The sequence below is a fragment of the Zhouia amylolytica genome (assembly GCF_900116365.1).
Lineage (GTDB): Bacteria > Bacteroidota > Bacteroidia > Flavobacteriales > Flavobacteriaceae > Zhouia > Zhouia amylolytica.
This window is the reverse complement of sequence record NZ_FPAG01000002.1, coordinates 240317-264299: the sequence shown is the minus strand read 5'-3', so window position 1 is coordinate 264299 and position 23983 is coordinate 240317. Positions and strand designations below refer to the sequence as shown.

General features: G+C 35.3%; 25 protein-coding genes. 14 read left to right on the top strand and 11 right to left on the bottom strand.

Annotation, left to right across the window (positions count from 1 at the left end):
• Positions 1 to 115 precede the first annotated feature (115 nt).
• From BM361_RS03795 to BM361_RS17030, 4 genes are all read left to right on the top strand, one after another.
• Positions 116 to 2071 (top strand): tetratricopeptide repeat-containing sensor histidine kinase, encoded by a 1956-nt coding sequence (locus tag BM361_RS03795; RefSeq protein WP_074977016.1) that lies wholly within the window; start codon positions 116 to 118, stop codon positions 2069 to 2071.
• A 16-nt stretch (positions 2072 to 2087) separates the two neighbouring features.
• A complete protein-coding gene (locus tag BM361_RS03790) occupies positions 2088 to 2753 on the top strand; it encodes a response regulator (RefSeq protein WP_074977014.1) in 666 nt (221 codons plus the stop codon).
• A gap of 188 nt (positions 2754 to 2941) precedes the next feature.
• The gene (locus BM361_RS03785) at positions 2942 to 3247 is read left to right on the top strand and encodes an HNH endonuclease (RefSeq protein WP_074977012.1); all 306 of its coding nucleotides are present in this window, start codon (positions 2942 to 2944) and stop codon (positions 3245 to 3247) included.
• Between the two features lie 176 nt (positions 3248 to 3423).
• Positions 3424 to 3588: a hypothetical protein gene (locus BM361_RS17030; protein WP_161808352.1), complete on the top strand. Its 165-nt coding sequence runs from the start codon at positions 3424 to 3426 to the stop codon at positions 3586 to 3588.
• A 132-nt stretch (positions 3589 to 3720) separates the two neighbouring features.
• Here the strand turns inward: BM361_RS17030 and BM361_RS03780 are convergent, their stop codons facing one another.
• The 5 genes from BM361_RS03780 to BM361_RS03760 form a co-directional block, all read right to left on the bottom strand.
• Positions 3721 to 4431 (bottom strand): hypothetical protein, encoded by a 711-nt coding sequence (locus tag BM361_RS03780; RefSeq protein ID WP_139226597.1) that lies wholly within the window; start codon positions 4429 to 4431, stop codon positions 3721 to 3723.
• A 439-nt stretch (positions 4432 to 4870) separates the two neighbouring features.
• The gene (locus BM361_RS03775) at positions 4871 to 5998 is read right to left on the bottom strand and encodes an LVIVD repeat-containing protein (protein ID WP_074977008.1); all 1128 of its coding nucleotides are present in this window, start codon (positions 5996 to 5998) and stop codon (positions 4871 to 4873) included.
• Positions 5999 to 6248: 250 nt separating this feature from the next.
• On the bottom strand, positions 6249 to 7379 hold the full coding sequence (locus BM361_RS03770; RefSeq protein WP_074977006.1) for a nuclear transport factor 2 family protein: 1131 nt from the start codon (positions 7377 to 7379) through the stop codon (positions 6249 to 6251).
• Positions 7380 to 7472: 93 nt separating this feature from the next.
• Complete coding sequence (locus BM361_RS03765; protein WP_175496542.1) at positions 7473 to 8264, bottom strand: helix-turn-helix domain-containing protein; 792 nt, start codon at positions 8262 to 8264, stop codon at positions 7473 to 7475.
• A 368-nt stretch (positions 8265 to 8632) separates the two neighbouring features.
• Positions 8633 to 9232 (bottom strand): SGNH/GDSL hydrolase family protein, encoded by a 600-nt coding sequence (locus tag BM361_RS03760; protein WP_074977002.1) that lies wholly within the window; start codon positions 9230 to 9232, stop codon positions 8633 to 8635.
• Positions 9233 to 9429: 197 nt separating this feature from the next.
• Here BM361_RS03760 and BM361_RS03755 point away from each other — a divergent pair, with 197 nt between their 5' ends.
• Both BM361_RS03755 and BM361_RS03750 read left to right on the top strand, forming a co-directional pair.
• Positions 9430 to 11022: a sulfatase family protein gene (locus tag BM361_RS03755; RefSeq protein WP_074977000.1), complete on the top strand. Its 1593-nt coding sequence runs from the start codon at positions 9430 to 9432 to the stop codon at positions 11020 to 11022.
• A 274-nt stretch (positions 11023 to 11296) separates the two neighbouring features.
• Positions 11297 to 11713, top strand: a complete 417-nt coding sequence (locus BM361_RS03750; RefSeq protein WP_074976998.1) for an SRPBCC family protein — start codon at positions 11297 to 11299, stop codon at positions 11711 to 11713.
• Between the two features lie 161 nt (positions 11714 to 11874).
• Here BM361_RS03750 and BM361_RS03745 read toward each other — a convergent pair whose 3' ends face one another.
• Positions 11875 to 12756 (bottom strand): AraC family transcriptional regulator, encoded by an 882-nt coding sequence (locus BM361_RS03745; protein WP_038264599.1) that lies wholly within the window; start codon positions 12754 to 12756, stop codon positions 11875 to 11877.
• 215 nt (positions 12757 to 12971) lie between these two features.
• Here BM361_RS03745 and BM361_RS03740 point away from each other — a divergent pair, with 215 nt between their 5' ends.
• The 6 genes from BM361_RS03740 (at position 12972) to BM361_RS03715 (ending at position 17390) form a co-directional block, all read left to right on the top strand.
• Complete coding sequence (locus BM361_RS03740; RefSeq protein ID WP_139226596.1) at positions 12972 to 13400, top strand: hypothetical protein; 429 nt, start codon at positions 12972 to 12974, stop codon at positions 13398 to 13400.
• 150 nt (positions 13401 to 13550) lie between these two features.
• Positions 13551 to 14090 carry a nuclear transport factor 2 family protein gene (locus BM361_RS03735; protein WP_074976994.1) on the top strand — a complete coding sequence of 180 codons (540 nt, stop codon included), beginning with the start codon at positions 13551 to 13553 and terminating at the stop codon, positions 14088 to 14090.
• Positions 14077 to 15231, top strand: a complete 1155-nt coding sequence (locus BM361_RS03730; RefSeq protein WP_074976993.1) for an amidohydrolase — start codon at positions 14077 to 14079, stop codon at positions 15229 to 15231. The genes BM361_RS03735 and BM361_RS03730 overlap by 14 nt, the downstream gene beginning before the upstream one ends.
• 1 nt (position 15232) lies before the next feature.
• A complete protein-coding gene (alr, locus tag BM361_RS03725; RefSeq protein ID WP_074976990.1) occupies positions 15233 to 16384 on the top strand; it encodes an alanine racemase in 1152 nt (383 codons plus the stop codon).
• A gap of 86 nt (positions 16385 to 16470) precedes the next feature.
• Positions 16471 to 16839 carry a hypothetical protein gene (locus BM361_RS03720; protein ID WP_038264609.1) on the top strand — a complete coding sequence of 123 codons (369 nt, stop codon included), beginning with the start codon at positions 16471 to 16473 and terminating at the stop codon, positions 16837 to 16839.
• Positions 16839 to 17390 carry a hypothetical protein gene (locus BM361_RS03715; protein ID WP_217643752.1) on the top strand — a complete coding sequence of 184 codons (552 nt, stop codon included), beginning with the start codon at positions 16839 to 16841 and terminating at the stop codon, positions 17388 to 17390. The genes BM361_RS03720 and BM361_RS03715 overlap by 1 nt, the downstream gene beginning before the upstream one ends.
• Positions 17391 to 17435: 45 nt before the next feature.
• On the opposite strand, the gene BM361_RS03710 is transcribed toward BM361_RS03715, so the two are convergent.
• The 5 genes from BM361_RS03710 to BM361_RS16935 form a co-directional block, all read right to left on the bottom strand.
• Positions 17436 to 18476, bottom strand: coding sequence for a UDP-glucose--hexose-1-phosphate uridylyltransferase (locus tag BM361_RS03710; protein ID WP_074976986.1), 1041 nt, complete (start codon positions 18474 to 18476; stop codon positions 17436 to 17438).
• Position 18477: 1 nt separating this feature from the next.
• Positions 18478 to 19644, bottom strand: a complete 1167-nt coding sequence (gene galK, locus BM361_RS03705) for a galactokinase (RefSeq protein ID WP_235444262.1) — start codon at positions 19642 to 19644, stop codon at positions 18478 to 18480.
• A 16-nt stretch (positions 19645 to 19660) separates the two neighbouring features.
• Positions 19661 to 20659 (bottom strand): GntR family transcriptional regulator, encoded by a 999-nt coding sequence (locus tag BM361_RS03700; protein WP_038264618.1) that lies wholly within the window; start codon positions 20657 to 20659, stop codon positions 19661 to 19663.
• Between the two features lie 255 nt (positions 20660 to 20914).
• A complete protein-coding gene (locus tag BM361_RS03695) occupies positions 20915 to 21385 on the bottom strand; it encodes a hypothetical protein (protein WP_139226595.1) in 471 nt (156 codons plus the stop codon).
• On the bottom strand, positions 21339 to 21482 hold the full coding sequence (locus BM361_RS16935; RefSeq protein ID WP_175496541.1) for a hypothetical protein: 144 nt from the start codon (positions 21480 to 21482) through the stop codon (positions 21339 to 21341). Before BM361_RS16935 ends, BM361_RS03695 begins: the two co-directional genes overlap by 47 nt.
• Before the next feature lie 357 nt (positions 21483 to 21839).
• Between BM361_RS16935 and BM361_RS03690 the strand changes: the two genes are divergently transcribed.
• Together BM361_RS03690 and BM361_RS03685 are read left to right on the top strand one after the other, a co-directional pair.
• Entirely contained in the window at positions 21840 to 23111 is a 1272-nt protein-coding gene (locus tag BM361_RS03690; protein WP_074976985.1) for an MgtC/SapB family protein, read from the top strand.
• Positions 23112 to 23205: 94 nt separating this feature from the next.
• Complete coding sequence (locus tag BM361_RS03685; protein WP_074976983.1) at positions 23206 to 23973, top strand: exodeoxyribonuclease III; 768 nt, start codon at positions 23206 to 23208, stop codon at positions 23971 to 23973.
• The last annotated feature ends 10 nt before the right edge of the window (positions 23974 to 23983 follow it).

Below are 23983 nucleotides of genomic sequence, written 5' to 3'. Positions count from 1 at the left end.
TAACTTTACAATTTTAATAAAGCCAAAATTTAGCTACAGATTTTTTGGAAATTTAGCCTTCTGAAAAATACCCAACCACTTGAAACGACCCGCTGTAAATTTTTAATTTTGCATAATGACTACACCAAAAGCCATATACTTCTTTATTCTTATCATTATACTTGGAACCGTCTCATGCAATAACCAAAAAGATCACCCATCAGAAAATGATACCTTTCTGAATCAAATCGATTCGCTGTATGATAGCGTTGAACGATTAAAAGAGAAAAAGTTGATCGATATGGCTTTGTCTAAAAACAATACAGCATTACAGCTTGCCAAATCCAAAAATGTTCCTGAAATATATCAGAACTTACTTCGACAGCGTATCGTTCTTTTAGGTAGGAAACGCCCCTTAGACAGTACATTTCATTATTCTGATATATTATTAAACGATTATACCAGAGCAAAGGATACTGCTAATATTGCCTATATAAAGTATTTAAAGGGATTCTATTTTAAAAAAGACAATCAAATAGATAGTGCAATCGGCAATTATTATCAGGCAGTGCAACTTTACAAGCATTTAAATGATAGCCTGAATGTGGCCAAAAGGTCATTGGATTTGGTAAAAATATTAAACGATAAGGCGAATTATCAGGTGGCAGAAAAGACCGCCATCGACGGCTTAAAGTATCTCAATAAAAAGACCGCCAATAAACTTTACATAAATTTAAAAAATCATCTGGCGATTATTTCCAAGAATAAAGGACAATACAAGGAAGCCTTATATTGGTATAATCGAGCTCTGAGTATTGCTAAAGACTCTTTGAGCGTTATATCTATTAAGAACAATATGGCCGTGGTATATTTGAAGCAAGAGCATTTTACCAAAGCATTCAATACCCTGTCGTCCATAGTCTACGATACCCTATTACGTAATCCCAAGAACATAACCTTAAACGCTCGAGTTATTGACAATTGGGCCTTTGCCAAAAGTAAATTAGGTCATATTGATGCTGAAAAATACCTTCTGGAGGCATTGGAATTAAGAAAACAGAAGAACGTACCGGAAAACCTTAATGCAAGTTATATTCATTTAGCTGAACACTATGCGGATAAAAATAACCGCATGGCATTTAAAATGGCGCAAAAAGCATATGAAACGGCCAAAACATACCAAAATGTAGACGACCAACTTCTGGCGCTTTCAATGATCATAGCCACCTCTGAAACGCCTCGTCAATATGCACTGAAGTACCATCGCCTAAGCGATAGTCTCCATAAAGCAAGAGAACAGGCCAATATCAGTTATGCTAAAATAATTTATGACACGGAAAGGAACCGCAATGAAAATGCACTACTAAAATCAAATGCCCAACTGAACGCCTTGGAAATAAGCAAGGTAAAAACCAGAAATATTGCTTTAGGCCTTATACTCATCATTGTAATCGGGGCAGTAATTTGGAGGTATCATCTTATAAAAAACAAACATCAGCGAGAAAAAGAGTTAGCAACCTATGAAACTGAGCGTTTAATTTCGAAACGCGTACACGATGAAGTTGCGAATGATGTATTCCATACCCTTACCTCGTTACAGAATGAACCGAAGGTCTCACCTGTTTTAGAACAACTAGAAAATCAACTGGATAAACTATACCATAAAACAAGAGATATTTCTAAAGAATATGGTGATATTGATACCGGAACTAATTTCGCTGTGGGACTTAAAGACATGCTAGCCTCTTACCACTCTGAACATGCAAATGTCATCATACGGAATATAGATACTATCCCCTGGAGACGTCTAAACCACTCAAAAAAGGTGGCTATATATCGATGTGTACAAGAGTTAATGGTCAATATGAAAAAACATAGCCAGGCAACATTGGTTGCCCTGATGTTCGAATCAGATCCGAACCTGTTAACTGTTAAATATTCTGATAATGGTATTGGATTAGACCCCTCTATAACGTCTCGAGCTGGAGGATTAAAAAATGTGGAAAACCGTATAGAAGCTGCTAATGGAACCGTTACTTTTGCTAATTCACCTACTCAGGGATTAGTAATAATCATAGAAATCCCCATCTAAGAAAACAACTTTAAAGATGTTCAGGAAAGTACTCATAGCGGAAGATATAGATAGTATTAACTTAGGAATCGTAACCAATTTAAAAAAGAGTTTTGATTTTGAAATAGCACATGTTAAATATTGTGATGATGCCATACTAAAGGTTAAAAAGGCATTATTGGAAGCGCTCCCCTATGATTTACTAATTACTGACCTGTCATTTAAACCAGACCATAGGAACTGCAACATATGCTCAGGGGATGAACTGGCCAGGGAAGTTTTAAAATTACATCCTCCAACCAAAATCATCATGTACTCCATCGAAGATCGACCGCTGAAAATAAAAAACTTTTTCAATGAACCCGGAATACACGGTTATGTATGCAAAGGGAGAGAAAGTGCCAGAGAAATAAATAAGGCCATAGAAACCGTCTACAAAAACGAGTACTATCTTTCCCAATCCCTCGATTATGCAATCAAGGGTACCCCTGTTATGGAAATAGACGATTATGATATCCGATTAATCAATGAGCTAGCCAATGGCTTATTACAAGATGAAATAGCCAAGAACTTTAAAGCTGAAGGTGTTTTTCCAGCAAGCTTAAGTAGTATAGAAAAACGCCTGAATAAGCTAAAAATATATTTTAAAGCTAAAAACTCTACCCATCTGGTGGCTATTGTAAAAGACCTCGGACTTATTTAAAAACCAACTTTATACTTTTCATCTTAAAAATTTGCTGACTACGGTTTTCCGTAAGTAAAAAATGAGTTTTAAAACGATTTTTGTCTCATCAATCATTAAAAAGTGTGGTGAATGAAAGACTTCTTACATAGCTCATGTTTCTCTGTTCGTCTATTCACCTAATTAAATTCAATAAAAATCCCGTTTTTATGCAACCAAACAATACCAATACATACGGAAATCCATGGTCATTGGAAACCCGTATTGCCGTTTGGCAAAAAGCTAAAAAAATAGAAGGAACCAACCCAAATTTCGTTCGCTTAGATGCTTATGGAGCAGTAATTGAATGGAAAATGTTTGGTAAAAATTCCCCGAATGGAACCGGATGGTACATTGAACATATTGTACCCATCTCACAGGGTGGTACTGATAGTATAAACAATTTACATGCCGTACAATGGATACCTACAGAGTCTGATGAAATTGAAAAGGTTCAAGAAATAACAAGATTCTAATACCAGTCTATCCAACCATAAAAAGTAATTAAATCAGCAATTTTGTCGGCCAATACCTTATCTAATTACGGGTTGCCGTAAGCAATAAAAAGGACAACTTCATATTTTTGAGTATCCCGATAGACCATGCCACCTAATTAGGCTATTTGATTAAAAACCAATTAAATCTAATTATTATGGCTATTTGTTATGTATATACTGCTGTTGAAAGGAAAATTCTTTTTCTTTTCAGAGTTAAAACAAAAAAGAAACTCAGCGGACTCATTCCATTCGAAGAGGCAAAACAAATAAAATCGCAATTCAAAGACGCACAAATATGTGTGCATGCACTAGCAGTATAGTGTTGATTAATAGCAAGGTGGCTATGTTACTGTCAAGCCACCTAATTTTACTCATTTAACCATAGCTTCTGTAAGCTACTACATTTGATTGTATATCCCGCATTCCTGAAACAGAGCTGATTTGGAATACAATTAAATCTTTTTCGTTCTGAATACCTTAATCACAATGAACAGAACAATGGCTATTATAAGTACAAAAAAGAAGGCTTTTCCGAGAATCCTTCCAAACTTGTACCCCATTTTATATGCAGAAGACGGGTTTTTAACTGAGTCACCTACCACCGCACTTGTAGGTAAGCTTCCCTCAACTATTTGTTGAGGATTTTTGGTCATATCAACAGTTAATGAACTTAAAAAGTTGTCCTTATTAAAGAAATCGAAATGCTCTCTACTTGCATAAGTAGCACTATAAATACTTTTATTTAACAAAATCACCTTCGATTCGGCACATTGCTTACCTGATTTAAGGTCTTCGTAAGTCAACGAATAAGCCTTAAATCCTCCTTGTTTTATTTGAGTGGAATCTCTGAACAAATACCCATTTCGTTCCATGCCCTTAATAAGCCCCGCCAAAATTTCTTTATAAAAATCATCAAGTTGCTTTGCGGAAGCTGGCAATCGTTTAAGGTCCTCTTCCCGATATATCGCCAGGCGCTGCAGCAAATATAGCTCATCACCCTTTTTTGTATAAACTTTAAGTACCTTGGGCTTATACTGAGTGGTATCGTTTCGAAGAACAGTTCCGGGAAATTCAATAGAAACTAAATCATCTACCTTGGTTTGTCCGTAAAAATTTCCTCCATATAATAAGGTAGCTAAAAGTATCAGTAAAGTTTTTCTCATGGCATAATTTGGTTTTTCGGCATCTAAAGTAAACTTCCTCAAGACAAGTTCAAAGTCAATTAAATGAAAAAACCTGGCAATTTATAATCATGTGAAAACATATAATTAGAAAACACTTAAATCGAGTAACGTCATTTGCATCATCCTTTTTTTCTTCCTGACACAATCATTAAACAATATACAAACAAGGATAACTCTGGAAAAGCCACTGTAATTATTATATACTCCGTTATTTCTTTCACCTTAAAAACTATTGAAGGGAATAGAATTACGATTGCACAATACACCATTCCCATTAGGAAAATGTATAAAAACAATGTTATTCAGTGGTTAGGCGATTCCTAATTCACCCTTTAACCACCCGCTACCTCTTACATTTTCGTCATAACTTCACAAAAGACATGGATAATCTGATATTATCACAATGTCAATCCAGGTATTATTCAGCCTTAAAAACATACAAGCCAAATTCCACATCACTCACACTTATATAACCTGATTCGGAAAATGGATAAACCCCAAAAGCGCCTGTCGTTGAAGTAGCATTATTTGTATCATATTCATAATACAAAATAGGATCTGTAGGGTCGGTAATATCATACACCCGCAAACCTGCTCTGTAAAAAGAAGTGTAAGCCAGGTTTCCTATTACGTATAAATTATGAACCGTAAACCCGGTATCGTGAATAGTTCCGGAAATATTTATATCTGCAGGATCTGATATATCCAGTATTACAATATCTTCATCTCCGGCAGCTTCCTCCAGACAGACATACAAGTATTGTTCGGATGTAGAAGGCCAGCCACTATGAACATTACTCTCATCTGTAAATTGATAAGTCCCCAATAGTTCAGGAGCTTTCCGATCAGTCACATCATAGATGTCCACCTTATGCAATTCGATATCAAAAGCGTAAAGCGTATTATTTATTACTGCCATGTCATGAACAGGAACAGATGGTTGACCAGGTGCTGTCCATATAAGTTCAGGAGTTTCCGGGGTATTATTGAGGTCGTAAATACTCATATTAAGTCCTTCGGAACCAGTTATGGACGAATTCGGATGATAGCCGGATACATATAAATACCCGAAATCATCAATAAATATATTATGAACCGCAGGAAATGTTCCTACTAAAACAGGAGATTCGAGGTTCGAAATATTATAGATTGTACTAGGAGGATCTCCTTCAAGATGTCCACCCTCAGCTATATATAAATAGTTCTCCCAAACCTTAACGTCGAATCCGGCTGAAGAAATTATAGAAACCACTTCAGGATCTGATGGATCTTCTATATTTACAATCGCTGTATTTCGAGTACCGGCAATGACAACATGCTCCTCGCCGTTTTTGGTAAATCCCCATAGATCAAGGCTGTTTCCCGGAATATCTGTCTGGGAAAGGAAAGTAAGATCAGGAAGCGATTCATTAGGTACAGGGTCTTCAATAGGGTCATCGGCACCTCCATTTGAAGAATCATTAGAATCGTCATCATTTGAGCAAGACACCAGGCATACCAACATTCCAATAAAAAACACCAGCTCCCATTTTGCAGATATCATCATAACACATCAAACTATTACCATTAACTGCTCACTTCTAAAATGACGTCTTAAAAACAATGCTATTATTTACGTTCTTCGTTTGGGTTTTCAATAACGTTGAATATCACTCCTAAAGATACGCGAATAAAATGTAAATGGAAATAGGGAGAACTTGAGATTATGCTGACAGAGGTCCTCCCATTATAATATGTACTTTTCCTACAAAAAAAGGAGTGAGAAAATTTATAAATAAAAATTTAGACTTTAAATTCTACCTTCCGCTGCCCGCTTCCTTCTTCGCAAGAATCTCAATAATTTTTTCAGATACTGCTTTGGAAGAAAGGTGATTTTGACCGGTAATTATACGTCCATCAACTTCAACATGCACCGAGTTCCTTGGAGAATATTTGAAATTTCCACCATGCTGCTCAATAGTTTCTCTAATTAAAAAGGGGAACTGTTTAAAATAAGCCGCTTCCTTACGTTCATAATCCTCCGGATATCCATTAACGGCCTTTCCCTTTACTAAATACTGACCATCACTGGTTTTTAAATAAACAATCCCTGCAGTTCCATGACAAACAGATGATACAATTCCTCCATGTTTTTCATAGATAGTCATCACCATCTTTTGGATATTTTTATCTTCCGGTACGCCAAACATAGCACTACCTCCTCCTATATACTGAACGGCACTGTACGATTCCGGATTTATCATTTCCGGTGTTTTAGTATTCTTTAGAGCATACATTAAATCCATATCATAAATGTACTTTTTATGTAAGGCATGAGAAGTGTTGATATATGCTAATGGTATACTCCCTCCATCCGGACTCACAAAATCTACAGTAAACCCCGCGTTAATAAAGGTATCATATGCTATTACTATCTCAGAAAAACTATTACCTGTGGTCAGATCTGAAGTGCCGTAATAATGTGCATTAGAAACGATAAACAACACCTTCTTTGAGGTATGATGCGTATTGGAAGCGGTGGCTGATTTGCTGATAATCTTCCATTGGCCGGAAACACGTTTAAGCAGAAATAGATCTATATAACGAACATTGCGATTTGGAATTAAAATTTCAGCTTTAGCGATGGCAATGTCATTAGACTGCTCTACAAATAAAATACGACCGACACGTCCGTTAAAACTTCCCTCCGGCCCTTTACTAAACCAGCTTATATAATCTTTCGAAGGCACTTTCCATATCTCTTGCTCCTTTTTCTGCAGAAACAGGTCTGCTTCAGAATAAAAGGCCTTTTCAATTTTTCCGGGTACATTATAAGAGGTGCCTTCAATATAATTGTTCAAGGCCTTTATGATTCCCTCATCTGTTACCTGTGAAAACGAAAAATTGTTTAATAAAATACTAATGAATAAAAATAAATAACGTTGCATAATTGTCTGCTTTTAATGGATTTTTAAGATTCCACAATAATACAGACTACCAAAAATTAACCCCTTAAAGATGTATAAGTTAAGACTCTTATATTATACATCAGGAGTCTTAATCAACTGTGATTTAGCATATTTAGCAGGGGTGGTTTGCTCCAGCTTTTTAAAAGCGGCATAAAATGTACTCGTTGAATTAAACCCACATTCCTCAGCAATAATTTCCATCTTTAAATTAGGTGAAGTTTGTAATCGCTGCTTGGCCTCATCGATACGATAAGAATTAATAAATAACGGGAAATTAGTTTTTAAATGGTCATTAACCACCTGTGATATTATATGCGGACGCATATGAAGCTTTTTTGCTAATTGTACTAAGGTTAAATTAGGGTTTCTATATAAAGCTTCCGTTCTCAAAACCGCATCAATCTCATTAATGAGCTTATTTGCCGTTTCTTCATCAATTTTTTGATTGGCATATTTCTCTTTCTTTTCTTCCAGTTTAAAGCTTTTTTTTCGTTTGTTATAAATAAGTAAGATTGATAAGTATAATACAAATGAGAAAGAAATGGCTCCTATAATATAGGAAGTATAATACGAGGTATAGTAGGCAACCCAGATTATAAAAACTCCAGATATCACACTTACTACCCAAACCTCCTGATAACTTAATTCTTTTTTAATAAGTATTGAAAATTGGTTTCTAAACAAAAAAACGGATGCCACAATGAATAGGAACCACTGATAATTAATAGCTTTATAAAAATATCCACCCCATAACTCAGGATATGACGCATACGGATATAAAACTCCAATTACAGTTATAAAAATAGCTAACAAACCAAGCAATAGTAAATCTTTGAAACCTATTGATTTTATTGGAGAAACCATTGCTTTAACATATAAATACAAAAACGGTCCAATCAAAAAACACGCGGATAATCCGATTTGTAAGTAAACTTTAGATAGTTCGGGATTGAAATAAAAGAAAACTGATTTCCAGATGCGAATACTTAAAACGAATAATAGCCCCCCAAGAAAATAATTTGATACCTGCCTGGGCTTCCCAAGAACGAAAAAATAAATGCTTAATAACAAACTATTAAAAGCTCCCAGAGCACTAAAAAAAAATATAAATTGATTGTCGAGCATCATTACATAAAAATAAAACTTTATTTGTATAACCCGGTTTTGGTAAACTCAATTTTTAAATATATTCATTCTGAATTCAATTAATCACCGGTTATTCGTCCTTCCAATTACACTAAAATCGATTTTAAATGCTCATAAATCAATGAATGCCCCTCAGCATTTGGATGTACACCGTCGAAAGTAAAGTACGATGCAGTATCCGCTTCAAACAAACTGTGGAGATCCACATAGGTTACATTTTTTTCCTTAGCTAGCCTTTGAAGTAATTTATTATAAAGAATAATATCTTTCAGCATACGAGGTTTTCCTGTGTTTAAGTCAGTTATAACTGGAATGATACTCAATAAAAAGACCCTGGCATTTTTAGCATGAGCATAGTCGATGCATTGAGCCAGATTAGCTGTATATTCTTCGATACTTACCTGATGCTTATCGCCAACCAAAGCAATATCATTAGCTCCATAACCCAAGGTTACAAGATTCGTCTCTTCTTCAAGAAGACGAGCATCCAATTCTTGCCGAAATCTGTTAGACAACCCCACTGTAGTTTCACCACCAATTCCCATATTGAACACGCATACTTCATTATCCTTTTCGTACAGGAATTGTTCCATATAAAATGATTTCAATCGATCTGCCCAACCTCCTCTTTCTCGATCGTTCTCACCTCTTGTTATACTATCTCCAAAGCAAATAATATGTTTCATTAATTTTTATTAAGTGTTTATAAAGTAATTTAAGTGTTTAAATTTAACAGAAAATTTCTAAGAGATCATATGACTTTTAAATTGATATTTGAAAGAAACACAAACTGGTTGGTATCAGCTGTATACGTCATAACATTTTGTTATATTTAGCACCCGCTGATACGGGATAACCCTTAAACCTTTAAATAAAAGCTAAAATGCAAACAAAACACCAACTGCTAAACTTAACTACGATTAAAAGACTAGGGATAGGTTTATTAGCGCTAACCTGCTTAACAACGATTGCTTGTAAATCAGGAGAAAAGAAAAAAGATATTGCCGCTGCAACTGAAACAAAAAAAACACCTAATGTTGTTGTAATCTATCTCGATGATTTAGGGTATGGAGATGTCGGCGCTTATGGAGCAACCGAAATTGAGACCCCTAACATGGATGCTTTGGCTTCAGGAGGCGTAAGATTCACCAATGGATATGCAACTTCTGCTACCTGTACACCAAGCCGTTTCGGGTTATTAACCGGGGTATACCCTTGGAGAAATAAAAATGCTAGAATTTTACCAGGTACAGCTCCACTACTTATAGACACCGCCCAATTTACTTTACCTAAAATGTTTAAAGAACATGGTTATCATACCGGTATTGTAGGCAAATGGCATTTAGGATTAGGAACTGGCAATGTGAATTGGAACGAGAGTATTAAACCGGGACCGAATGAAGTAGGTTTTGACGAATCTTACATTCTCGCGGCTACTCAAGATCGTGTGCCGACGGTGTATATTGAAAATGATAAAGTAGATGGATTAGACCCTAAAGATCCTATTGAAGTTAGTTACAGTAAGAATTTTGAAGGAGAACCTACTGGAAAAGATAATCCTGAAATGCTTACCATGAAATGGGAACACGGACACAATAACAGTATCGTTAATGGTATTCCAAGAATTGGATTTATGAAAGGTGGAGATGCTGCCAAATGGAGTGATGTAGATATGGCCGATCATTTTCTGGCGAAAGCACAAGCTTATGTAAAAGAACATAAAAATAAGCCCTTCTTTCTTTATTATGCATTACAACAACCCCATGTACCAAGAACTCCGCACCCACGTTTCGTAGGAAGTTCGGGTATGGGACCAAGAGGTGATGTAATTGTAGAAGCGGATTGGTGTATTGGTGAATTTATGAAAACCCTTGAAGAAGAAGGAATTTTAGAAAACACATTGGTAATTTTCTCCAGTGATAATGGTCCAGTACTAAATGATGGTTATTACGATGATGCCGTTGAAAAGTTAGGTGATCATGATCCTAATGGACCGCTAAGAGGTGGTAAGTATAGTATGTTCGAAGCCGGCACACGGGTTCCATTTATTACCTATTGGAAAGGAACGATAACGCCAGGTGTCTCTGATGCTATTGTTTGTCAAATGGACCTGCTATCATCTTTAGCTGCCTTAAACGGAGATGATCAAACCTATGGTGATAGCCAAAACCTGTTAGATGCATTATTAGGTGAGGTCGAAACAGGAAGAAATGAATTGATGTTAGAAGCAGGCTCAAAAACGTTCTTAAGAAAAGATAATTGGGTAATGATCCCTCCTTACAAAGGAAATTTTATATCAAAAAGCGTGAACATTGAAATCGGTTCTATGCCTGAATTTCAACTTTATAATTTAAATGAAGATCTTGAGCAACAAAAGAACTTAGCCAAAGAAAACCCTGAGAAACTTCAGGAAATGATTAAGGAATACACGAAAATAAGAGGTGTGGAACCTAAAGTTCCGGAAGTAAGTAAGTAAGTAAGTAAGTAAGCAATCAACCAAGTTTTTCTATTTTTATAATCGCGAGGTGATCCCTATAGCTCCCTCGCGATTTTTTTATTCATTATTCGTGCTTCTGAAAAACTATCGCATTGCTATTCCTAATCTGCTCGTCGTTAAATATTATGAGCTTGACGTAAACCCCCTCTTTTCTGACATCATTTACACGGTTGATATAAATTCGTTCTGACTATCTTTACCATATTCTAACCATGATAGATCATGAACCCTTAACCCAAAAAACAACCTCAGAATGGAAGCAACAAAAATTAAGGTATCAACTACAATAAATACGGATATAGAAAAAGTGTGGAACTTTTGGACTAATCCTGAATACATTACGCAATGGAATTTTGCAATGGATAGCTGGCACTGTCCGGAAGCTAAGGTTAACCTGCAAGTTGGCGGCAAATATTATACCCGCATGGAAGCCAAAGACGGAAGTTTTGGTTTTGATTTTGAAGCGGTTTATAATGAAATTAAAAAGAATGATACAATAACCTACACCATGACAGATGGAAGAAAAGCCACTACACGATTTGAAACTGAACATCAAAAAACAAAAGTGACCACCGTCTTCGATGCCGAATCTTCTAATCCTATAGCTATGCAACGTGATGGATGGCAAGCAATCCTAAATAATTTTAAGAAATTTACCGAAACCCATTAATTTTACTCTTCATCATACAATAAGTTACCCGAATCCATAGCCTGATAACTTATATGGCTTAAGGTTTGTATATTAGGTACTAATCAATTAATGATAAGGATCAAAAACACCGTATAAATTGTGGACGAATTTAAGGTTAATCAACCTGTAAGCTAATCTTATTATCCCTCGTCAGTTAGCAATAACTTAAGCTGATTTCTGTAATTTGATGGCGACTTACCGGTGTATTGTTTAAAGGTTTTATTAAAATGGGAGAAATTATTAAATCCGCTTTCAAGGCAGACTTCTGTAATCGGAATTGGCTTTTCAGCCAGTAATTTACAAGCATGTACCACCCGGTACTCATTCACAAATTTCGTAAAAGTCTTGCCTGAAATCTTTTTAAAGTATCTACAAAATGAAGGGATCGTCATGCTTACCAAATGTGCGATCTCCTCAAGGGCAATAGAACTCGTATAATACGATCTAACATAATTAAATATTAAATTAATCCGTTCATTATCCTGCATTTCCGTTTCCACGGAAAATCCGGAGGCATTTAACAACTGGTAATCCTCTGATAAATTTAATTCATTCAAGACCTCCAAAATCCCCAAAAGGCGTTGAAAAGGAGGTTTAAACTCCAACAGAGATATCTTTTCTCCTATTCTTTCTTTTGTTCTTCCATGAAAGGCCATTCCTTTTTTACATCGTTCGAATAATCTTGCAATATTTGCCATTTCCGGTCGGGTTAATATTTCTTTACCTAAAAAATCAGGAGTCATCTGTATCACGTACTCACGCTTATTTCCTGTGAGACGATCGGTAAACCCACAATGAGGTAAATTAGGACCGATCAAAAGAAGATCTCCACTAGTAAAATAAGATACATGACTACCTATTTGCCGCTTCCCTGCTCCTTCATCCACATATACCAACTCAATCTCAGGATGATAGTGCCAGTACGTAGTGTTATTCTCTTTGTTTTGTGTGTATTTGACGAAAGAATAAGAAGTGCCAAATTCTGGCTGAATAATCTCGAACTCTGGTTTTTTATAATTCATCAACAAGGTATTTGAATTTAAAATTACAATGATAATAGCAATCAAGTATGTTCAAAATTAACCTAATTATATGTTTTTTTACCATAATTAACATCACGAAGATATATCTGTGGTAATAAAGCATATAAAATAGAAAATCCTGTGGTAGTAAAAAAATCTCCCCTATCCTATCTTTGAGTTATAAAATCAGGTATAACACTAAAACACAAAAAACTATGAATACATTTTCAAATTACAGCGTTTTGGTTATGGTTGTGCTAATAATGGTGACAGCTAATGCAAATGCTAACGAATACTTCAGTTTTGTAGCGTCAGGAAATGAAATAGGTTGGGGAACTTCTATAAGCGAGAATACAAAAAAATCAGACAAAAATTCTTCTAAAGATGATACAACGGAAGCAAAAGTTCATGAACCTCATTTCAGGATAGACCATAAACTGGTAAGTTTTAACCTCTTGAGTCTTGATGAATCTCCGGCGAAGGTAATGGTCTACAATAATGATTATATTCTGCTCTATACAACAACCGTTAGCGGTAGTAAAAACCTGGGCAAGAGATTCGATTTCTCCAATGTTGAAAAAGGAAGCTACTATATCGTAGTTAAACATAAAAAGAATATCTATAGCAAGACCATTGAAATGTAATTGGTTATTATATTGAAAGTTGGTGGATTACAGATAGTTTAGTTAGAAATTAAAAAGGCCCGTTTCGGGCCTTTTTATATATGTGATAAAGGAATATAATCACCGGATTTTTCACATTTTCCTTAAATTAAAGGTCTAAAATGATTTCTTATGAAAATGGAGACCTTAAAATACTTGGTGTATCTTATAATAATTGTTTTTGGCCATAATTTCAAGGCAAAGGCCCAAGAGATACCCACCGCTATGATTCAAAATGAAATAAACGATCAAATTTGGAGTCCATTTAAAAAAGCCTTTTCAGATCGTGACTGGAACTTATTCAACAGTATACATGCAGATGACATTCTGCGTATTAATAAATGGGGCATACGCAAGGGAAGTGAATACAAGAATTCCATAGAAACTTCTTACAGCCAAAACTCTACGACAAAAAGAAGCATTGACTTTTGCTTTTCAGAACGTATAACAAATAGCTCAACTTCTTATGAAGTAGGGTTGTACAAAATAACAAGTCAAAAAGATCAGGGTGAAATCCATTACAGTTATGCTCAGTTTCATGTATTACTCAAAAAAATTAACAATCGATGGAAGATCGTTCAAGATTGGGATAGTGACTTAATACATGGAAATAAAATAACAAAGGAAATGTTTAATGAATGTACATCTACCAGTCCTTATGAAGTCGAGTAAAACATTTTATCTGAAGGAAGATTTGGAAAGCATACGCCATTACTTTCATGCGCATCCAGAACTATCAGCAGAAGAGACACATACTGCAAAAAGGATTACAGAATTCCTCCAACTATGTCACCCTGATAAAATCATCACTAAACTGGGAGGAAATGGGATAGCAGCAATATTTTGTGGTAAAAATCCCGGTAAAACAATCCTTTATCGCTGTGAAATGGATGCTCTGCCTATTGAGGAAAGTAATAATTTTAGACATCGATCTAAAGTGTCTGGTGTATCTCATAAGTGCGGACATGATGGACATTTAACAGTCATGTTAGGCTTGGCAAGACTATTTAAGATAAACCCCATAGATAAAGGTACTTGTATTCTTTTGTTCCAACCCGCGGAAGAAATTGGTTTAGGAGCAGAAAAAGTTTTACATGATCCAAAATTCCAGCTAATAAACCCAGACTATGTTTATGCCTTTCACAATCTACCCGGTTATCCCCTCAATAAAGTTGTTCTCAAAGAAGGAGCATTCTCAGCCGCGGTTAAAAGCCTCATGATCCAATTGAAGGGTAAGACGGCCCATGCCGGAGAACCTGAAAAGGGTATCAATCCAGCTTTGGCTGTATCAGAAATTATCAGTCAGGCAATGAAATTATCTCATAATCATCCGGATCAAAAAGGTTTTAAAGTGGTTACTCCAGTACACATGAAAATGGGAGAAGTAGCCTATGGCATCGCCCCGGGAGATGCTGAAATTCATTTCACTTTAAGAACATGGCAAGAACATTTACTCGATGAACTGACTGATGATATTACAGAATTATCAAAAAACATTGCACAAAAATACGAACTAAAAATAAATACTAAATGTCTACAACACTTCAGAGCAAACGAAAATAAAAAAGAAGCAATCGCATATCTAAAAAGGACATTGAACACTATTAATCAAGATTTTATCGAACGTTCACTGCCTTTTAAATGGGGAGAGGATTTTGGTTTATTTACCCAAAGATTTAATGGAGCTATGTTCGGAATTGGTGCGGGTATAAATTGTCCGGCATTGCATAACCCTGATTATGATTTTCCTGATGAAATAACTCCTAAGGCCATCGATACGTTTTATAATCTTATGCTAGAAATACAGAAATAATATGCTACATACCTCATATATAGAAATAAGTAAATCAGCTCTTAAACACAATATAAAGTTCATTAAGGAACACTTGCATGACAATGTGCTGCTTTCCTCAGTGGTAAAGGGAAATGCTTATGGTCATGGAATTGAACAGTTCGTACCGATAGCTGAGGATTGTGGTGTTAATCATTTCTCCGTATTTAGTGCAGATGAGGCTCAACGTGTCAAACAAGTACTACAAACAAACAGTGACATAATGATTATGGGGATGCTGGATACTGATCAGCTTGAATGGGCCATTTCTAATGAAATTTCCTTTTTCGTCTTTAACTTTGAAAGAATCGAAAACACACTGAAAACCGCCAAAAGACTTAACAAAAAAGCCCGAATACATATCGAGATTGAAACCGGAATGAACAGAACCGGATTCCTGAAAAAAAACATGAACAAACTCCTGTCTTATATTACACAGAACCTGGACTATCTGAATATTGAAGGGTTCTGCACACACTTTGCCGGAGCCGAAAGTATCTCCAATTTTTACCGTGTACAAAAACAAATAAAGCTTTTTAAGAATATTAAAAAAGAGATGAATCTTCCTGAGTTTTCAGATTTAAAATTTCATGCTGCTTGTTCGGCAGCGGCAATCAGATACCCTAAAACACAAATGGACATGGTACGCATAGGTATTCTTCAATATGGTTTCTTTCCAACAAAGGAAGTCCTTATCGACTATTTATCTAAATCCAAATCCAAAAACAATCCTTTAAAACGGATCATTTCTTGGAAAAGTGAAGTCATGGATGTTAAGAAAATCAAGATGGGTGAATTTATAGGATATGGCACCTCCTATTTTGCCAATAACAATATGAAGATTGCTATTGTACCTGTGGGCTATGGGCATGGATTTAGCAGGTCTTTAAGTAACAGAGGTCGAGTTATCATTAACGGTCATCTCGTAAATGTAGTCGGTATTGTAAACATGAACATGATGTCTGTAGATGTAACTGACTTAAATGAAGTTAAAGTTGGCGACCAGGTAGTTATAATCGGAAAACAAGGGAATTTTGAAATTTCAGTGGGCTCATTTAGTGATTATAGTGAACAGGTTAATTATGAACTTTTAACCCGTTTACCTGGAAATCTACCCAGAATCGTTGTAGAATAGACTTTATGATTTAATTTATATGACTCCAGTTATCTTAAAAATATTCTTACTTTTATCGATAAGTTAAACCTACACCCCAAACTTTTATGCTCAAAAAAAATACGGCCCTTCTTATCGCACTAATAATTATTACTGGGATTTTACTCATAAAAGTATTTAGTAACGATAGTAGTTATAGACAAATACAAGATGAGCTAAACCAATCCCGAATAGCCCTTGAGAAGGCTATTCGACAAAATTCAGTTGCTCAAAAAGAAATTCACTCTTTACAACAAGAACTCAATACCTTCAAACTTAAAAATGAAATTCTTCTTGCCGAAAAAGATTCACTTGTGCTTCTATACAAGCGCAAAAAAGCTCAAAATTGGAGTGAGCTACAGGAGATCAAAAAGGAGCAAACCTTAGTATTAGAAAAACTAAAGAGCCTAAGAGAAGAAAACATAAAATTCAAGTGATGAGAATAAATTACTATTTATCAATCCTCATAATGTTGAGCTTTTACGTAAGTATGGCACAATCTAATAGCGACACACTTATCATAAAAAGTGATTATGCGAAATCTTATAACCAACCCATTTTAGCCACCAAAGGCACCATCATAATAAACCAAATTGACAGCCTACACCTGGTAAACAACATAAGACTAAAACATTACGAGGAAATACGTTCAGTATTGGGGGATAGTTTAGACCTAAAATTAAACACCATTCTATTGAGATATGAAAATGTAATTAGAGAAAACGACTCCGAATATAATAAGCTATTGGAAAGTTATAATAAGCTTGCCCTGATTAACAAGGAATATATAAAAAGAACAGATACTTCACTACAGGTTACAGCCGCGCATTTAGACACCCTTAATACCTCATTGGTAAAAACAGATAAACATTTGACCAAGACGAAAAAAATGTTGAAAAAAAACAAAAGAAGTCAAACATGGCAAAAACTCGGGATTGGATTTGGTGGAGTGGCTCTGGGTATTTTGCTGGGAATCTTTTTAAATTAAAAAGGTTGACTATTTAAGTCAACCTTTTGAACAAAGTTTTGGTGGTTACCTTTTGAGGTAGTGAACCTCAGAAAGTGCGTTTAATGTATTTGCTGCCTGCTCGGCTGTAATATCGCGTTGTGGATTGGCAAACATCTCATATCCTACCATGAACTTCTTTACTGTTGATGAACGCAGAAGTGGCGGATAAAAAGACATGTGAAAATGCCATTCAGGGTGCTCCTTTCCATCAGTCGGTTTTTGATGTATTCCTGCTGAATAAGGAAATGAAGTTTCAAATAAATTATCAAACTTTATGGTGAGCTTTTTAATAATCGAAGCAAATGCTTTTTCTTCCTCCTCCTGAAGTTGATCAATACTTTGAATATGTCTTTTTGGTACTATCATAGCCTCATAAGGCCATACCGCCCAATAAGGTACCAAAGCAACAAAATATTCATTCTCAACTAAAATTCGTTCATTTACCTCCTTCTCTTGCTCTATATAGGCTTGCAACAAACTCTTATTATGCTGTTCCCAATATACTTTTTGATTTTCCGTTTTTTTGATAATTTCTTCAGGAATAGATCGCTGTGCCCAGATTTGACCATGTGGGTGAGGGTTACTACACCCCATTATAGCCCCTTTGTTTTCAAAAATCTGAACATTATTAATACCATCCTTACCCCCTAACTCAATATATTCCTCTTTCCATTTTTGTACTACCCTGGTAATATCTTCCTCTTTCATCAAAGGTAAAGTCAGTGAATGGTCTGGCGAAAAACAGACAACCTTACATATACCTTCCTCGGTTGCCGCTTTAAACAAGCCCTCATTTACTTCTTCTGCTTCCACATCAGGTAATAAGGCTGCGAAATCATTTGTGAAAGTATAGACATGTTCATAATTTGGATTTTTATCACCTGAAGCTCTTTCATTACCCGGACATAGATAACAAGAAGGATCATAGGTAACTGTCTTGACCTCAACCTTATCCTCTGTTTTCCCCTGCCAGGGTCTTTTAGTTCTGTGAGGTGAAACCAAAATCCATTCTCCGGTCAATATATTATACCTTCTATGTGGTTTATTATAAATCAAATCTTCCATCTTAATCTAAAATATATGTTCCTTTATCTATATTTACTTTCAACGGGGTAAGGGCAATCTGAAACTCTTTTTCATAAGCCGTTGCAATATCATTAACATAAGATTCCGCTATATCCTTATGAATTAAATTAATAGTACAACCGCCAAAACCACCTCCCATCATCCTGGAGCCCAGCACTTCTGAAACCTCTCTGGAGTAATCTACTAAAAAGTCCAACTCCCTACAGCTTACTTCATATTTATTTTGCTGCCCTTCATGAGCTTCGTAAAGCATTTTACCGAAGGTAACCAGATCATTATCTTTAAGAGCAGTAGCAGCTTTTACAACTCTTTCATTTTCTTCTATTACATACGAAACCCTTTTAAAAAGAATTTCTGGTAAAATTTTCTCGAGATTCGGAATATCCTCAATGGTCAGATCTCTAAAACTATCAATTGTCTTAAACTTTTCATTAATTAATTGAATAGCCGCTCTGCACTCTTGCCTCCTGATATTATATTCGCTTTCAGCAAGATTATGGGAAACATTCGTATTTAACAACCAAAGCTCATACGGCTCAAATATTGCGGGTATATCTTCCGAACTGATACTTTGACAATCTAGCATCAATAGGTGGTCTTCCTTACCAAAAGCAGAAGAATATTGATCCATGATTCCGCATTCTACCAGCGCATACGTATGTTCTGCCTCCTGAGATATATATATAAGCTTTTCTTTCGGTATCGCCAGTTTAAACATCCGGTTTAAGCCAAATGCTATAGCGTTTTCGAGAGCTGCTGATGAAGAAAGGCCAGCTCCTAAAGGCAAATCACTATCTATTAAAATATCAAATCCTGCATCGAGCTTATGCTCTTTACGAATAATGGCGACAACCCCAATTATATAATTAATCCAATTCGTTGATTCATTCCTTTCTATCGCATCCAGCTTAAAACTAAAACTATCGTTTAAACTTAATGAATTTATGGTACATTGGTCTGAGGTACCATTCTTTGCCATTGCACAATAAATCTTTTTATCTATGGCTGCCGGCATTACAAAACCATTATTATAATCAGTATGTTCACCTATTAAATTTATTCTCCCTGGTGATGCTATTACAATCGGTTCATTACCAAACCGGGCTATAAATTCAGTTTGTAATCTAGAGGTAATTGTTTGGTTCAATTTTTGTTATTTATGTTTATAATGAGTTTCTGTTTATAACGATATTCCTGTTTTCAATTTGCATCCTCTGATTTCTCATAATCATTTCTGCCATGGTCTTCCCCATATGTTTAAAGTCAGTAGAAAATGTAGTAATACCGTTAGCGACAACTTCCTTCAATGGAGCCTCGTTATAGGAGATAATGCCAAGGTCCTGCCCGATATTTAGGGAGCCTATTTTTGCGATTTTGACAGCTTCAATTAAATCCTTATCATCGAGGACAAGAACGGCATCTTTATAACTGAGTTTAGCTTCTTCGACAGAGTTATAATGAGAATAATGAAGTCCGAATCCTTTACAAAATAATTCGAATCCTTCGAGCATTCCCAAAGGCTGTTTTTTAGGGTCGAATACAAGCTTTAATTGTTGATACCTTTTTAACTGCTTGCTTAACTTTTCCAATCCGAAATACATGTCTTTTTTAAAGTTTTGATACACCGATGGATAATCTGAAAGTTCTTCAGATAACTGATCGACAATAAAAACTTTATCATGTGGCAACAACTGAATTACATCAGCTATTTCCTTGAAATTTGCAGGCATAATGATATAGTAGCTATAATTACCTAAGCTATCATTAATCAGTTTAGAAAAAAGCTTTTTATTGAAATGATGAAAATAAATATCAACCTCTACGTTGTCCTCTATATTCTGTAAAAACGAATTATACAAATCTTCCTTAAAAGCATTTAATTCATCAAATAACAAAAAGACGCGGCGTGTTACATCTAAAGTTGTTTTAGCAACATAATATCCCTTTCCCGGAATTGATTGAATTATGCCCCGGGTCTTTAAATCATTAAATGCCAGCAATACTGTATCGCGTGAAAGCGAAAATTTATGCTTTACGTTATTGATTGACGGCAACTTATCGCCCTTAACTAACTCCTTCGCTAATATGGCGCTTTCTATAGACCTGATGATCTGTTGATACTTTGGTATCCCTATATCATTCTTTACCCTTATGACTTCCATATCTCAAAAATACAAAAAGAAAGCAACTAGTAGCAACTGGTAGGGTCAATTGAGCTAAAAACTAGCAAGGATGGAAATTAGACTATACTTTGATAGCATAGAGATAGTAACCACAGCGTACAAAAGCTAACTTCTACACCTCAGCAACCATTTAAGGTTTAGCAGGAGTAACTTTATCACTAACCGAATTGAAATACTCACGTGTTTCCATAGGTCATAATTAAAAAATGAATCATTGAACCCGGAAATTCAGTATTATGAAGATCTGTTAATCTTTTCTAACTTATCTGAAGAAGGTATAAAGCCATAAAGCCAAATGGTAAATACACTGCACACAATTGCTATTAGAACAATTGCTATGTAATAGGCCCAACTCGGAAAGTCTGATATCGATGGGATAAAAATCCAAACAATAAAATAAAACCCAACACATAAAGCCAAATGCGAAATCAACTTAAATGGTTTTTCTAAGTCCCCTAACCTGTCAGAAACATGATGAAGGATTAAACCATAACATATAACCATAATTGGAAAACCAGCAGCATACCAGAATGACTCCATGGTAGGAAATCCAAAAATTCCTTCGATACCTGATTTAATATAAAATATATGTATAAAAGGCGCAATAGAACCTATGGTTGCTATTACGCCTAATACAATTACTTCTAATTTAAATGTTTTAATCTCTCCCTCCTGGAGTAACAATTGAGTCTTTGTCGATGGCATATCCGTATGTTTCATTTGTTTCTTGAACATTGCTGTCAGGGGTACAAGAAATTACAAGTCCTCCGATGATTAAAGCAACTAAAAATAATTTTTTCATGATTTGATTAATTTAAAAAGTTAATATTAATAAGCGTTTAAAGCCTAAAAATACTTTGTAAATCAATCAGTTATATCTTAACTTTATAGAAGTTTTAAACTACTTTTTAACATTATTGAAGCTCATGATTTTAAGCTAATATATAATAAAAAGAATGCTTTTTACCCTTTAAATCGAAATTCTTACCATGAATAAAAGTGTTACCCCAATACAAAGTAACTTACAGGAGCCTTTATATAGAACTGAAAAAATTTATTGCCAATTACCCCATTGATGATTATCATATAATTGCTTGAAACACGAGCGTAACTTTACCCTACCCTTGCCAACTAGTATACAATCAACAACAATTATAAAATGTCAGAAATAACAACCTATATTGATCCGTTTATTTTGGGTATTCTCATTAGTACGGGAATAGGTTTGATTATTGGACTGGAGCGGGAATATGATAAATTAAAAGAAGAGAAAAAGGTTTTTGCCGGAATTCGCACCTTTCCCATAGTGGCAATATTGGGTTACATTCTTGGTATATTATCTTCTACATATTCTAGTTGGTTGGTAATTATCGCCCTGGCCGCTTTTTTAATTTTTCTTGCCATAAGCCATGTGGCTGTCATCAGTAAAAATATTATGATGGGTATAACCACCATATTAGCACTCACCTCTACTTTCATTTTGGGAGTTATGGTTGCCAATCATCTGGAAAAGGAAGCCATTGCGACTGCTGTCATTATTGTTACTCTACTATCCCTGAAGACTACTTTCCGGTCATTTATTAAAAATATCACCTCAGAAGAATTATTTGCATTTATAAAGTTCTCCATCATATCCTTATTAATTCTTCCTTTTTTACCCAATCAAAACTACGGACCACAAGACCTGTTAAATCCTTTTGAAATTGGAACCATCGTGGTAATAATTTCATTTATCAATTTCATTGGTTATTTTTTGGTAAAATATCGAGGAGCTAAAAAAGGAATCTTACTTACCGCAATTTTAGGAGGAATGGTTTCCAGTACGGCGGTTACCTGGATGTATGCATCCCGAAGTAAAGAAACTCCAGGACTATCTAAAAAATATGCAGCCGGAATAATAATCGCTACAGGAATTATGTTTGTCAGACTAATCGTTATTGCCTCCATTTTCAACAAAGCAATATTAGGCTATATTATAATTCCGTTCGGACTCTTGACCATAATTTGCACCATTTCTTCCATTATACTGATCAAAAAGCCTGGCGAAGAGCCAAATTCAGAAATTAACATCGGTAACCCCCTGAATATAATAAGTGCCATCGGATTCGGTCTACTCTATGTAATTATACTTTATGTAGTACACTATAGTAATAAGATATTTGGTGACACCGGGTTGTACTACTCTGCAATTGTAGCCGGTCTTGCTGATACCGATGCCATAACAATTAGTTTGGCAAAATTTTATCTTGGAACTGATAAATTACAGCTAGCCACTTTTGTAATAATTACTGCCGCCTTAAGCAACCTGATCGTAAAATTGATAATCACCATGATAAGAGGCTCCAACTCAACTAAAAAAATAGTGGCATACGCATTTGGGCTTATACTTTTAACCGGCATTCTGTACATTCTTATTGGATCCTTTATTTAAACTACTGATATATTACTTTATCAGATATTAAAATAATTCCTTGTAAATAAATCAACAATCAGTACCTTGTAATTAAATCTAGAATCAGCAAAACATGAACATAGCTACATGGAATGTAAATGGTATAAGGGCCATTCTTAAAAAAGAATTTATGAATTCAGTAGAGGAATTATCTGCTGATATTATTTGCCTTCAAGAAACCAAAGCGCAAACTGATGAAGTTGAAAAAGCACTGGCAGGTCTCTCATCGTTTAATATTTACAGTAATGCTGCCGATCAAAAAGGTTATTCCGGAACCGTAATACTTTCGAAAACAAAACCTTTAAATGTTACCTACGATATGGGCATTGAAGAACACGATCGGGAAGGCAGAATAATATGTGCCGAATATCCAGATTTTTATGTGGTGAATGTTTATGTACCAAATTCCGGAAGAGGACTCGTTCGTTTAGATTACAGACAAAAATGGGATGCCGACTTTTTAAGCTATTTAAAAAATCTAAATAAAACGAAACCTGTGATTGCCTGTGGGGATTTTAATGTAGCCCATAGAGCTATTGATCTCAAAAACGACAAGTCAAATTATAACAAAACAGCCGGTTATACACAGATTGAAATAGATGGTATGGATAATTTCTTAAACGAGGGATTTGTCGATAGCTTCAGAGAACTTTATCCGGACGAAGTTGCCTACACCTATTGGAGCTATAGGTTTAATTCCCGTGCGAAAAACACAGGCTGGCGCCTGGATTATTTTTTAATTCCCCAGAACTTTTTTGATCACATTAAGGATGTTAAAATACATAATGATATAATGGGATCTGATCATTGCCCTGTTAGCTTGCAATTAAACACCAAATAAACATAAAATA

Excerpts from the sequence above, each read along its gene's own strand:
- BM361_RS03685 (WP_074976983.1), top strand. The coding sequence starts at position 23,206 with ATGAACATAGCTACATGGAATGTAAATGGTATAAGGGCCATTCTTAAA.
- BM361_RS03710 (WP_074976986.1), bottom strand. The coding sequence starts at position 18,476 with ATGGAAGATTTGATTTATAATAAACCACATAGAAGGTATAATATATTG.
- BM361_RS03795 (WP_074977016.1), top strand. The coding sequence starts at position 116 with ATGACTACACCAAAAGCCATATACTTCTTTATTCTTATCATTATACTT.
- BM361_RS03715 (WP_217643752.1), top strand. The coding sequence starts at position 16,839 with ATGAGAATAAATTACTATTTATCAATCCTCATAATGTTGAGCTTTTAC.
- BM361_RS03700 (WP_038264618.1), bottom strand. The coding sequence starts at position 20,659 with ATGGAAGTCATAAGGGTAAAGAATGATATAGGGATACCAAAGTATCAA.
- BM361_RS03745 (WP_038264599.1), bottom strand. The coding sequence starts at position 12,756 with ATGAATTATAAAAAACCAGAGTTCGAGATTATTCAGCCAGAATTTGGC.
- BM361_RS03755 (WP_074977000.1), top strand. The coding sequence starts at position 9,430 with ATGCAAACAAAACACCAACTGCTAAACTTAACTACGATTAAAAGACTA.
- BM361_RS03780 (WP_139226597.1), bottom strand. The coding sequence starts at position 4,431 with ATGAGAAAAACTTTACTGATACTTTTAGCTACCTTATTATATGGAGGA.
- BM361_RS03765 (WP_175496542.1), bottom strand. The coding sequence starts at position 8,264 with ATGGTTTCTCCAATAAAATCAATAGGTTTCAAAGATTTACTATTGCTT.
- BM361_RS03760 (WP_074977002.1), bottom strand. The coding sequence starts at position 9,232 with ATGAAACATATTATTTGCTTTGGAGATAGTATAACAAGAGGTGAGAAC.
- BM361_RS03775 (WP_074977008.1), bottom strand. The coding sequence starts at position 5,998 with ATGATGATATCTGCAAAATGGGAGCTGGTGTTTTTTATTGGAATGTTG.
- BM361_RS03740 (WP_139226596.1), top strand. The coding sequence starts at position 12,972 with ATGAATACATTTTCAAATTACAGCGTTTTGGTTATGGTTGTGCTAATA.
- BM361_RS03690 (WP_074976985.1), top strand. The coding sequence starts at position 21,840 with ATGTCAGAAATAACAACCTATATTGATCCGTTTATTTTGGGTATTCTC.
- BM361_RS03790 (WP_074977014.1), top strand. The coding sequence starts at position 2,088 with ATGTTCAGGAAAGTACTCATAGCGGAAGATATAGATAGTATTAACTTA.
- alr (WP_074976990.1), top strand. The coding sequence starts at position 15,233 with ATGCTACATACCTCATATATAGAAATAAGTAAATCAGCTCTTAAACAC.
- BM361_RS16935 (WP_175496541.1), bottom strand. The coding sequence starts at position 21,482 with ATGAAAAAATTATTTTTAGTTGCTTTAATCATCGGAGGACTTGTAATT.
- BM361_RS03730 (WP_074976993.1), top strand. The coding sequence starts at position 14,077 with ATGAAGTCGAGTAAAACATTTTATCTGAAGGAAGATTTGGAAAGCATA.
- BM361_RS03695 (WP_139226595.1), bottom strand. The coding sequence starts at position 21,385 with ATGCCATCGACAAAGACTCAATTGTTACTCCAGGAGGGAGAGATTAAA.
- BM361_RS03720 (WP_038264609.1), top strand. The coding sequence starts at position 16,471 with ATGCTCAAAAAAAATACGGCCCTTCTTATCGCACTAATAATTATTACT.
- BM361_RS03735 (WP_074976994.1), top strand. The coding sequence starts at position 13,551 with ATGAAAATGGAGACCTTAAAATACTTGGTGTATCTTATAATAATTGTT.
- BM361_RS17030 (WP_161808352.1), top strand. The coding sequence starts at position 3,424 with ATGGCTATTTGTTATGTATATACTGCTGTTGAAAGGAAAATTCTTTTT.
- BM361_RS03770 (WP_074977006.1), bottom strand. The coding sequence starts at position 7,379 with ATGCAACGTTATTTATTTTTATTCATTAGTATTTTATTAAACAATTTT.
- BM361_RS03785 (WP_074977012.1), top strand. The coding sequence starts at position 2,942 with ATGCAACCAAACAATACCAATACATACGGAAATCCATGGTCATTGGAA.
- BM361_RS03750 (WP_074976998.1), top strand. The coding sequence starts at position 11,297 with ATGGAAGCAACAAAAATTAAGGTATCAACTACAATAAATACGGATATA.